Here is an 11,224-nt window from a genome sequence, read left to right as displayed (position 1 = left end):
AGCCACCACCCGTTATCTGCAACGGTGCCGGTATCACGCCACTGCGCTACGATGACAGTCTGATAGGGCTAAGCGTTATCGTGTTTAACGGGGAGCATCACCATCAACTCAGCGGCGATACCTTTATCTTGAACCAACATCGACATCCCTACGATCGGGGATATTGTCATACCCACGGTCATCCCTACCGATTTATGGTCATGGCCGTATTACTGCTGGCCCATCACACTTGCCCAAATGTCTGGAAAATCACGTCTGATGTCAGTGGTACGGAATGGCAACGTGTCGCCGACTGGTTGCAGGAAGCGTTATCAATAGTGATAACGCTTCCTACAGAAATATCTACAGGGGTACAACTATGAACCTAATTGCTCGCTTACTGTCACTGAAGTCACTGGAGAATGTTGATTTGATACACACCGCCCGAGTGACTGAGTCGGCGTTTAACGATTTAACAACGTTGGGTAGTGAAGGTATTTTCTATCCGGCAACGGAGAGTTCAGCAAATGCGGAGTATGTCATACTGGACCTTGAGTTTATCCGTGGTCACCAATTGGATTTTGATAAGCCGGCTTTTAGTGAATGGTGCCGAACGCACCTCTCTTTAAATATGGCTGCGTTGCAACCTTTATCCTACTTGTTTGTGATCGGGACAGATGAAGTCTGAACCGACTGACTAAACTCATTAGTCGTAAGTTGTAGTCAGTGCATATCGTTTGCTGAAAGAAGTTGACTAGGGCAACTTACTGAAATAAATCTCCCCCGCTATTATTGATATAGTATCTTCAGATTTTACCCCCCAAAAAGCCACGCTAGAGGTGTGAGGGTACAAATGAGGGTACAAAATTTATCAAACTTAAATTAATTTATATTTATCATAAAATTAAAGCAAAAGGTCGATTCCGAGTCCGGCACCACTATTTAGAGAAACCAGCCTTATGGCTGGTTTTTTGCTTTCTGAGATACGGACTCTCCATCGAACTTCGTTAGATGACTCGCCTTTCAGGCTCGCCCTGCGGGCCAACGGCAAAGCCGTTGTTCAAACGCCTGCGGCGTTAGTCCGAGTCCGGGCACCATCATTTAGAGAAACCAGCCTTCTGGCTGGTTTTTTGCTTTGTGAGGGGTGGACTCTTCATCGAACTTCGTTAGATAACTCGCCTTTCAGGCTCGCCCTGCGGGCCAACGGCAAAGCCGTTGTTCAAACGCCTGCGGCGTTAGTCCGAGTCCGGGCACCACTATTTAGAGAAACCAGCCTTGTGGCTGGNTTTTTGCTTTCTGAGATACGGACTCTTCATCGAACTTCGAACGTTTTAATAATGTGATATCCCATTACTACCTCACTCACCTATATTTATTTTCCTTTTTCTGCAATATCAATCGCTTGCTTAAGCGTATTGAGAAGTTGTTCCTTATTAACCTCTATAACTCTTTTAAATACCGGTTCCATCCAGTCACTCTGATAAATAACGCTAACGCTCAATTGATTAAACGGTTGGTGATAGGACACATCGACTGCGAAGTCGTTTTCATATTCAATCAACAGCAGGTCCTCATCAATAAAATAGGTATCTCCTTCAAAATTTGTTTCAAACAAAGACGCATAAGTTATCTTGCCGCTTTTCGGGTCAATATCAGATGGATATATATTCATTTTAAGTACCTGTTAACTTGTTGAACACTGATAGGATGAGAGTGCACGGTTCCTTGGGACTCTTTTACAACAACCCATTCCGTTTCCTTCCCGTTATAAGCACCAATGACGTAATCATATTTCTTTACTTTCCATCCGAGGTGCATAGCTATTGGCTCCCCGTTTTTCCATACATCAAGATCTATTTCTGGAATATTGATCTCTGGCTTAAATTTTGCGTACCCTTTATTTTTTGTTGATTCGACAATCTTCGACCATGGAACACCTTTCGGTGGATAATGCTTGTGTTTATGAACCTCTGATTTTGGTGGATGGCTGACCATCACAAAAATAGCTTCAAGCCCTGAATCTTCAGGGAAGACCAATACCCAACCTTTTCCTTCCTGACTTTCTGGAGCTGGGTAAACTTCAATCATCGGCAGAGTATCAGAAGTTACATCATTCCCGGTATGAAGTGGTAATGTCCCTAGCTCTATAGGTGGAACCAGTGGTGGTAGGTTATTTGGCTTTGGCGGATTAGCCGGTGTTATCAGGATAGTTCTCCCCACATCAGGAATCGCTACCTGATATAGGCCCGTACTACTATCTAACTCTGCGCTTAAAATACCTATCGGATATTCATCCGGAGTTCTAATTAATTTAAATTCAAGAATATTACCTTGATGCTTCAGGACGGCTAGAATATTTAAGGGTATGCTACCAACGGTTTTAGCCAATTTACGCAGTTCTGGATCCGGAGGTAATGTCAGCATAGAGGCGGGAACAGCCCCAATCATAGCTTTCTCCCAGAAAAAACCTGGGACATTATCGCTGCCCTCACCCACTGAAGGGCTGAAGACGACTGACATCAATCCAACGCTGACGGCCATTCGAGAGGCAATCGCAGACTCAATAGAACGAAGGCCAAACTGAACAACGAACTGAGTACTTTTATTAGAAATTGATATTAACGCCTGTCTTATTGCGGTCGCCGTTGCACTACTACCAAAGGAAGCAAAGCCTCCTTCACCAGCAGATATGGATAAGACAGTGCTACTACTAAGTAATGATTCTTGGGATAAGCCATAGAAACCGTAGTTCTTATAATCTGCCAACGCTTGTTGAGCCCGCTCATACTGCCCTTGTGCCGCCTTGACTTTAGCTTCTCTTTCTTCTTTAACTCTGACTTCTTCAGAAACTATGCTTTTAATACCATCCCGTTCCTGTGTTTTTTGTGACAAGGTATTCTGATTATTTGTCACGCTTAGGTTTGCTAAATTAACTTCACCCTGAGCTTTATTGATGTTGTTTGTAGCTTGATTAATTTCTACCTGTCGTTGTTGTAAACGTTGCCGCAAACGGTTATATCCATCGACAATCAGATCATTAATGGAGCGACCGATAGCCTCACCTTCCGGCGTAGGTGCCGTTATCGGACTGGAAAATGCTGTTCCACCCTGAGTCAATAACAGCTGTAATGATGAAATATTATCAACACTGATAGTCAGCTGTACCGAAATACCATAAACAGAGTGATGCAGAATTTCGTTATAAGGATAAGCTGCGGGGTTAGCAAGCAGACGCCCCTCCGCAGTATTATTGGCAATACTATAAGCGCTCTGAGCATGGGCTAGTTTCTGTTCTGCTACCGATCTATCCTGAATAGCCTGGCTTAGCGAATGTTGAGCAGCGACTAATTGTTGTTCTGCACTGATAACTCTTGGGTCATAATCAACAATGTTAAATTCTTCCAGCTGTGTATTTTTTACTACTGCGTCCGCAATTAAAGCGTTAAGTAGGTGCTGTTGCTGAGCTATCGAACCAGCTAATGTATTTGCTTCTACTTTTTTCTCTCTCTCCAAGCGATTCCGTTCACGAGATTCTGCTGCCGTTGTGCCTGGATAAATTTTCATGATTTTAGACCAGTGAGACTCCGCAACCAAATGTTCAACGATGGCGGTGTTCAAAGCTATCTCTGCCCTGGCAGCATCAACCGCTCGGTTAGCGAGCTCTCGTTGTAATGTTAATGTCTCCTTAGGACTAGTTTCATTTATGTGCTGCAGTTGACTCGCAATATATTGGTGATTAGCCTGAGATTGCGCCAAAACAGCATAAGCAGCAGATAGTTGCTGCTTTTTATCATTTAAGTAGCTATCTGCTTTATTCTTTTCCTGCTGATAGGCTTTAGCCCATTCTTCAGCGGCTCTATTTGCTGCTTTGGATTCTTCAGGTGGGAGGGTATCGTCGATCCAATCATTGTGCCCCCATTCCTGTTTACTCCAGCCATGGTAGGGAGGAACCCAAATATCATAAATAGGTGGAGAATAGCCCTTTGGCCAAACGGTAAGAACAACTTGTCCACCATCCCCAACTGTGGGGTAGCCATCAGAAATGGTGTTTTCAGTAATAGTATTATTTTCCATAAAGTGTTCTCCTGATAAACAACTCATTGCTGCATAAATATACAACTAGCAAATGATAATGATTATCAATATCATTTGTCAATAATTTAAATAACTCCATTTGCAGCTAGTTGATAAAAAGTCGTTACTCAGAACAAATAGACATCCGTTTTACAACCCCCATCCGATAGCTGACAACAATGTGAGTTCTACCATCACGCCATGGCGCCTTAGGAATCGACAATAATCAGGAGGGGATGAAGCTAGACATCAGCCCAAAAACTAGCGAGATAGGCTGCGAAGGGATAGGCCTAAACAAAAACACCGACCTGTATTTTGTACAGGCCGGTGTATCAAATTTAATTTCCGTGCTTTTAACCCATAAAACTAACCAACGTGGTGACTAATAGCACCTAAAATCATCACTAGTCTTCAGCCATAATCAAAATACTGCGGCTAATCACATTACTGCTGATACCTAATAGCCGGGTAATATCAGCATTGCTTCTCCCTTCAGCCAATAATTTTTTAATTAACCGATGAATATCAGATTCATTACCCTGATAAATATACCGGGTCTGAAACGTTCTGTTGCAGGCGGTACATAAATAACGCTGAATTTGAGCCCGGGAGGTCCCGTGCTTTCTTACATGGTCTGTATTTTCACAATAGTGGCAACAAGGCTTTATTGATCCTGAAATAACATCAGTATAAGAAAGCCAAACCGGGTTCGGTAATTATGCTAACGCTGCAGTAAACACCGGAATACTTATTAATAACGATTAGAAACGAGCTAGATTAGCAATAGCCGAACGAATAACCGGCCTTGCCAACTGAGCAACCATCCACGGGCTAAAGACTTCAGGAACGGCGGCAACACCGGCAATAATTTTATCTATCGGGGCCCAAAAGTAGTCCATCACCTCTTGCGCATTTGCCTTAGGCATATCTGTTGTATAGCCCAAAAACACCGGGCAGTGCTCATTTTCAACAATCCCGCTGGCATCGGTCGCCCGATAGCTAAACTGCCGATCGATAAGATCTACGGTGTTAATCACCAGCCCCATCTCATAAAGACAACGACGCTTTACCGCATCGTCAATAGACTCATCGGGCATCGGGTGGCCGCATACCGAGTTTGTCCAGATGCCCGGCCAGGCCTTTTTGCTCAGTGCCCGACGGGTAACCAGCAACTCATTTTTTGCATTAAAGATGTAACAGGAGAAAGCCAAATGCAGCGGTGTATCCGCCGTATGTACCAGTGCCTTATCCATTGTGCCGCAGGCTTCAAGATTATCATCCAGCAGCACAACTCGCTCTTCCCGTATTGTCATTATCCCTCCTGAACAGATAGCGATCCCTAAACTCAGTGCCGACTATTCAAATTCAATACAAAAAATCCTCCGCCCAAGAGAAGAGGATTTTACACATATGCCCCAAGGCTCAAACTGCCTGAAGCCCTATTTCAGATCGTTCAGACTGGCACCAAAATTAATATGCAAAGGCAGGCCATTAATGACCAGCGCCGGAACGCTTTTTACTCCGGCAACTTCAGCTACCGCTATCCGATCCGGATGTTCTCCAAGGTGTACAATATCAACCTTAATGCTTTTATCCAATAAATCCACAAGGGTGTGTTCTGCACTGATACACACCGGACAACCCGCATGATAGAACGTAGCGACTTTAGTCATGATTAATCCCTCTACTTTTAGTATCGAATCGACACGACTTAACGGTACGTAACCATTACCTACTTGTCAATATGGTTTCGAATCGATACCATTAACCAAAATCAGGGGGAAACATGACGCTATTTGACATACTAGAAAGGCTGGCAAACCTACAGCAGAGCGGTTTTCGTCGTAATGCTTTGTTAGCAGATCTTCCGTCGGTGCAGGTTAATGCACTTTATTATTTACTGCGCTGTAACCATTATTCGAACACGCCCGGATCCGTTACCGAATATTTAGGCCTGACGAAAGGAACGGTTTCTCAATCTTTAAGAAAGCTGGAAGAAAAAGCGCTAATTTATCGACAACCCTACCCCGGAGATAAACGTAAGGTCCTGCTTTTTCTGACAGATAAAGCCAGACAGGCCGTTGAAGGAGCGCTATCACAAGATAACATCGCTAAAATACAGTCTGAATTACCCTACGGTGGTGAAAAGCTTAAGTTACAGCTTATGGGATTATTACGGCAGGTTCAGCAGCAAGAAGGCGTACGCCTTTTCGGTGAATGCCAGTTTTGTCGTTTTCATCAACATCAGCAAGGACAACCTTTCTGTGGTTTAACCCAAGCGTTATTACCACCGGAAAGCATCACCCTGATATGTCGGGAGTTTGAGCCACAATAAAGTGAGCGATAAGCCCGTCAACTGCCTGCCTGAATCTTCAGCCAAAACAATTCCTGACAGCGATGACTAAATACTTTACGCACAGGCCGAATCTCCAGCGCGCCAGCATCGGCTACTTCATAGCTTATCCAACACTCTTCACACATCACCTCTGGGCCCGAGGGAACATTGTCCCGTTCAATGGCATAGCGGATAACCACCCCGTTATTAAAACGGAATACTTCTTCAATCGTGGTTATTTCAGCCTCACCGTCAGTGTAGTGGCGGGTATAAGACTCTCTGTCGCTGATCGAGACGCTGGTTTGCTGATGATGAATAGCCTTGATATAAGTAATCAGTGAAATCGTCATGTTCAGATCCGGTTATCGTGTTGCCTTGCAGGTTTGCCAACAACAATATTACCCCCTCATATGCAGTATAGGATACCGTCCCTGAACTCTTTTTCACTCATGCTAAAAACCACCAGACATTGACCTTACTTGCTCTCGGCCATAGCTTCATCCGGCGTTAAGCACTTATTGACCATCTTAATACCCACTTTCAGTAAACGTGCAATATATTCAGGCGGGTGTCCTTCGTTAGAGAGCCTTTGCACCTGGCGCTCAATCTCCTGAGTATTTCCCGCATAAATGTATTGTGTCTGAAACGTCTTTTTACAAGCGGTACAAAAATAGCGTTGTAGCCCCGACAGTGCCAGACCGTTCTTCTTTGCATGCCCTTGCACACCACAGTGGTGGCAGAGTGGTCGCCATATCTTCATCTCAATCCCTTCCCTATATGACCTATAATAAAACGTGCAGAAATCCAGCCCTACGCGCTCGTTTTGGTTGATTAAAATTACACTGTAGTACTCATCGTTCAGTAACAACCGCTATAGCCGTCTTCGCCAACCACAGCTAAGGCTGACGACAATATGTATTCAATAATGTGACCATAAGCAGGTCTGGCCCGGATACATGTACAAGAGCATTATTATTTTTACTTTTTGTTTGTTACACGCCCTAAATCGGAAGTTGCAACCCACCTCTTGCACACTACTCCAGACAATATGATAAACCTTGCTCATGACTTTCAACCCAGAAAATAAAAACTAAACACGCTTAAGTTTTATTTAAAATTGAATAAATAGCATGATAACAATGTTATTTAAATCTGTAAAAAACACACTCACCAATTTAATAAAGAGATAATAAACGACAACTCTTTAGATGGATACATTGGAACCTTAAAATATCACAATAAAATAGCAAAAAGCTATCATAAAAAACAAATCGATCGTCAGTAGCGATCAAAATGAAAATTAAAATCATTACACGAAAACATAAAATCAATAAATATCAACAATATAATTCATTTCCATACTCATATTTACCAATCTATTTCGATAGATTAGCGTTCGCATTATAATGAGTGGATAATTTTAAAAACTTAAAGTAAAAATAGGTAAATTTATTAAACCAAAAATAAGAAAGAATAAATCAACAACACAAAGTTAATTATTTAAATAAATTAACAACACGCTTTAACAAGTCAATGTGAACGCTGGCAGCTCGTAGTGAATAACATGAATATAGACAGGGAGTGTAAAAAGGATTGTCCGTAATAATATTGTCACCCTAATGGGTTAATATATCGCGACAAAACAGAAGAAAAGGATAAAGCGGGAGGTCATATATTCCCCTTCTGCCGGTGCTATTATCAGATAATGAATCGAGAGCTAGAGCAGCTCCCGAATGATCCCCGCCAGCGTTATCACGCCTTGTTCGCTCTTGTCAGTCCATTCATAAGAGGTATTAAAGCGGAAATAGTTATTGTACTGAGTACTGGCTGAAAACATTTTTCCCGGAGCTATGCTGATCTTGTGCTCCAGCGCCCGGTAGTAAAGATCGGTCGCATTAAGGTGAGCAGGCAGCTCAATCCACAGAAAATAGCCACCTTGGGCATAATGAATTTTGACCTGTTTAGGTAAATGGGTATGCAATGACTGTAGAGCAATGTCTTTACGCTGCGCCAGCGTTCGCCGTAGTTTACGCAAATGGCTGTCATAACTTTTTGTCGCAAGGTAGTTTGCTAAAGCCAGTTGCATTGGCGCACTGGTGGATAAGGTGCTCATCAGCTGCAGCCGTTGGATTTTACTCGCCATATGACCGGCGGCAACCCAGCCAATTCTAAAACCTGCCACCAGGCTTTTTGAAAAAGAAGAGCACAGCATGGCCATACCTTTTTCATCAAACGCTTTTGCCGGTAACGGCTTATCACTGCCGGAATAGAGCTCACTATAAACATCATCTTCAACTAAGTGCACATTGTAACGCTGTAGCAGCGCAACGACTTGCTGCTTCTTTTCATTAGATGACGTTACGCCTAGCGGGTTCTGGATGTTCGTCATCATCCAGCAGGCCTTAACCGGGTAGGTTTTCAATGCCTCTTCAAGCGCATTGAGGTCTATCCCCCATTGAGGATGACTGGCAATGGCTAATGCCTTTAGCTTTAACCGTTCAAGTGCCTGTAGTGCGCCATAGAAGCACGGGTTCTCAATAATCACCCAATCCCCGGGTTCAGTCGTAGCCTGTAGGCTTAGGTTTAACGATTCCAGAGCGCCGGCAGTAATAACTATTTCATCCGGTGAAATTTGCATGCCCTGTAATGCGTAACGCTGGGCGATGGTTTTACGCAGGTCTTCATTTCCCGGCGGTAGGTTATCAGTTGCACTTAGCGAGCCCATGGTCCGAGCAACGGTTTTCAGGGAATGCGTCAGTTGCTGGCGAGGGAACAGCCCGGGGTCAGGATAAGAGGAGCCAAAGGGCATGATGGATGGAGAACGACTGGCCTGTAATACGTCGAAAATAAATGAGTTAATATCAATCTGCTCAGCCAGTTCCAGTTTTTGATGCCCGGCCGGTGATGTTAAAAATCCGGCCTTGGGTGCCACATAGTATCCGGACTGGGGGCGAGAGATTATCCAACCCTGGCTTTCCAGAATCTGATAAGCGTGCATTACCGTCATTAAACTCATGCCTGAAGCGGCAGCCTGCTCACGCAGAGAAGGCAGCTTGTCGTCAGACTGCCAGATATTTGCCGTTATCTGCTCTCGAATACGTCGGGCAAGTACTTCATATTTAGCCACAGTCATTACCAGCGTTGAGTATTAACGACGCAATCATAACGATTGCTTCCGCAATTTCATATTTATTTTCATACAATTAAGCTCAATAATGCCCTATTGCTTCGCCAACTGTTATGCTTTTAATCTGCCTTTCTGTTGCTACTAACTGATTTTTTTACATTCTATTATCAATTCCCCGGCTAAATCGTTCAAAAGCATCCTCCGAGCCCGACGCTCACCACCACTATCAGCCGGAACACCTTAAGAGATTTATCAGAGAAGCATATGTTAGCCCGAGGCATACCATGTTCGAATTAGATGCATTTAATCTTGCGAGGATCCAATTCGCATTTACCGTATCCTTTCATATTATTTTTCCCGCAATCACTATCGGTATGGCCAGTTATCTTGCCGTGCTGGAAGGGTTATGGCTTAAAACCCGGAATAATGATTACCGCGATCTCTACCATTTTTGGTCGAAAATATTCGCCGTTAACTTTGGTATGGGCGTCGTTTCAGGGCTAGTTATGGCCTATCAGTTTGGTACCAACTGGAGCGGTTTTTCTCAGTTTGCCGGCAGTATCACCGGCCCGCTGCTGACATATGAAGTATTAACCGCCTTTTTCCTTGAAGCCGGGTTCCTCGGCGTAATGCTATTTGGCTGGAATCGGGTCGGTAATGGTCTACATTTCTTTGCCACTTGCATGGTTGCACTGGGCACCATTATGTCGACCTTTTGGATTCTGGCCTCCAATAGCTGGATGCACACACCGCAGGGCTACGAAATTCATAACGGCCAAGTGGTACCCGTCGACTGGTTTGCGGTGATCTTTAATCCGTCATTCCCATATCGCCTGTTACATATGACTACCGCCGCTTTTTTGGCCAGTGCTTTCTTTATTGCCGCCTCTGCCGCCTGGCATCTGTTACGCAAAAATGACACTCCGGCAATTCGCAAAATGCTCTCCATGGCAATGTGGATGGCGCTGATTGTATCGCCAATACAGGCACTCATCGGCGATATGCATGGCCTGAACACCCTGAAATATCAACCTGCCAAAATTGCGGCTATTGAGGGCCATTGGCGCAACCCTCCGGGTGAACCGACGCCTTTAATCCTGTTTGGTATTCCTGATATGGAACAGGAAACAACCCACTATGCTCTGGAGATTCCGGCATTAGGCAGCCTGATCCTGACACACAGTTTAGACAAACAGGTTCCGGCCCTGACCGACTTTCCTAAAGCCGATCGCCCTAATTCAACCATTGTTTTCTGGTCTTTCCGCATTATGGCCGGACTGGGAATGCTGATGATTTTACTGGGAGCGATCGGCCTGTGGCTGCGGCTTAAAAATCGTCTTTATCAGTCACGCGGGTTCCTGCGCTTTGTTCTGCTGATGGGGCCGTCGGGAGTGATCGCGATTCTGGCCGGATGGTTTACCACTGAAGTAGGCCGGCAACCGTGGATTGTTCAAAATCTGTTACGCACCCGCGATGCCGTTTCTGGCCACGGAGAGTTACATATGAACATCAGCCTGATTGCCTTTATCGTGGTCTATTTCTCGGTCTTTGGTATTGGGTACAGCTATATGATGCGCCTGATTCGTAAAGGCCCTCATCAGGGGGAAGGCAATCCGGAAAATCAAACCGCCGAAAGTGAACGGGATATGCCAACCATTCCAATCTCTGCCGGACACCGCTCGCTCAATAATGCTGAAGGGGGAAAATAA

General features: G+C 44.4%; 11 protein-coding genes and 1 pseudogene. 4 read left to right on the top strand and 8 right to left on the bottom strand.

What is annotated here, in order from left to right; genetic code table 11:
- Both YWE_RS30945 and YWE_RS0114000 read left to right on the top strand, forming a co-directional pair.
- A pseudogene (locus tag YWE_RS30945) lies at window positions 1-362 on the top strand (hypothetical protein); the annotation flags it as partial.
- Window positions 359-667 (top strand): hypothetical protein, encoded by a 309-nt coding sequence (locus YWE_RS0114000; protein WP_029095109.1) that lies wholly within the window; start codon window positions 359-361, stop codon window positions 665-667. The pseudogene YWE_RS30945 and the gene YWE_RS0114000, both read left to right, overlap by 4 nt.
- A 684-nt stretch (window positions 668-1,351) precedes the next feature.
- Here the strand turns inward: YWE_RS0114000 and YWE_RS0113995 are convergent.
- From YWE_RS0113995 to YWE_RS0113975, 5 genes are all read right to left on the bottom strand, one after another.
- Entirely contained in the window at window positions 1,352-1,651 is a 300-nt protein-coding gene (locus YWE_RS0113995) for a hypothetical protein (RefSeq protein ID WP_029095108.1), read from the bottom strand.
- Window positions 1,648-4,053: an S-type pyocin domain-containing protein gene (locus YWE_RS29030; protein ID WP_029095107.1), complete on the bottom strand. Its 2,406-nt coding sequence runs from the start codon at window positions 4,051-4,053 to the stop codon at window positions 1,648-1,650. Before YWE_RS29030 ends, YWE_RS0113995 begins: the two co-directional genes overlap by 4 nt.
- A 404-nt stretch (window positions 4,054-4,457) precedes the next feature.
- Window positions 4,458-4,721, bottom strand: a complete 264-nt coding sequence (locus tag YWE_RS31940) for an IS1/IS1595 family N-terminal zinc-binding domain-containing protein (RefSeq protein ID WP_428829269.1) — start codon at window positions 4,719-4,721, stop codon at window positions 4,458-4,460.
- Between the two features lie 93 nt (window positions 4,722-4,814).
- Window positions 4,815-5,360: an isopentenyl-diphosphate Delta-isomerase gene (idi, locus tag YWE_RS0113980; protein ID WP_029095106.1), complete on the bottom strand. Its 546-nt coding sequence runs from the start codon at window positions 5,358-5,360 to the stop codon at window positions 4,815-4,817.
- Between the two features lie 132 nt (window positions 5,361-5,492).
- Entirely contained in the window at window positions 5,493-5,726 is a 234-nt protein-coding gene (locus tag YWE_RS0113975; protein WP_029095105.1) for a thioredoxin domain-containing protein, read from the bottom strand.
- Window positions 5,727-5,839: 113 nt separating this feature from the next.
- Between YWE_RS0113975 and YWE_RS0113970 the strand changes: the two genes are divergently transcribed.
- Window positions 5,840-6,388, top strand: a complete 549-nt coding sequence (locus YWE_RS0113970) for a MarR family winged helix-turn-helix transcriptional regulator (RefSeq protein ID WP_029095104.1) — start codon at window positions 5,840-5,842, stop codon at window positions 6,386-6,388.
- A gap of 17 nt (window positions 6,389-6,405) precedes the next feature.
- Here YWE_RS0113970 and YWE_RS0113965 read toward each other — a convergent pair whose 3' ends face one another.
- The 3 genes from YWE_RS0113965 to YWE_RS0113955 form a co-directional block, all read right to left on the bottom strand.
- A complete protein-coding gene (locus tag YWE_RS0113965) occupies window positions 6,406-6,738 on the bottom strand; it encodes a hypothetical protein (protein WP_029095103.1) in 333 nt (110 codons plus the stop codon).
- 125 nt (window positions 6,739-6,863) lie between these two features.
- Window positions 6,864-7,148: a transposase-like zinc-binding domain-containing protein gene (locus tag YWE_RS0113960; RefSeq protein WP_029095102.1), complete on the bottom strand. Its 285-nt coding sequence runs from the start codon at window positions 7,146-7,148 to the stop codon at window positions 6,864-6,866.
- 957 nt (window positions 7,149-8,105) lie between these two features.
- Entirely contained in the window at window positions 8,106-9,515 is a 1,410-nt protein-coding gene (locus YWE_RS0113955; protein WP_029095101.1) for an aminotransferase-like domain-containing protein, read from the bottom strand.
- 284 nt (window positions 9,516-9,799) lie between these two features.
- Between YWE_RS0113955 and YWE_RS0113950 the strand changes: the two genes are divergently transcribed.
- Window positions 9,800-11,224, top strand: a complete 1,425-nt coding sequence (locus YWE_RS0113950) for a cytochrome ubiquinol oxidase subunit I (RefSeq protein ID WP_029095100.1) — start codon at window positions 9,800-9,802, stop codon at window positions 11,222-11,224.

It is taken from the genome of Budvicia aquatica DSM 5075 = ATCC 35567 (genome assembly GCF_000427805.1).
In the GTDB taxonomy this organism is placed as follows: Bacteria; Pseudomonadota; Gammaproteobacteria; order Enterobacterales; family Enterobacteriaceae; genus Budvicia; species Budvicia aquatica.
This window is presented reverse-complemented; position numbering and strand designations above follow the sequence as displayed.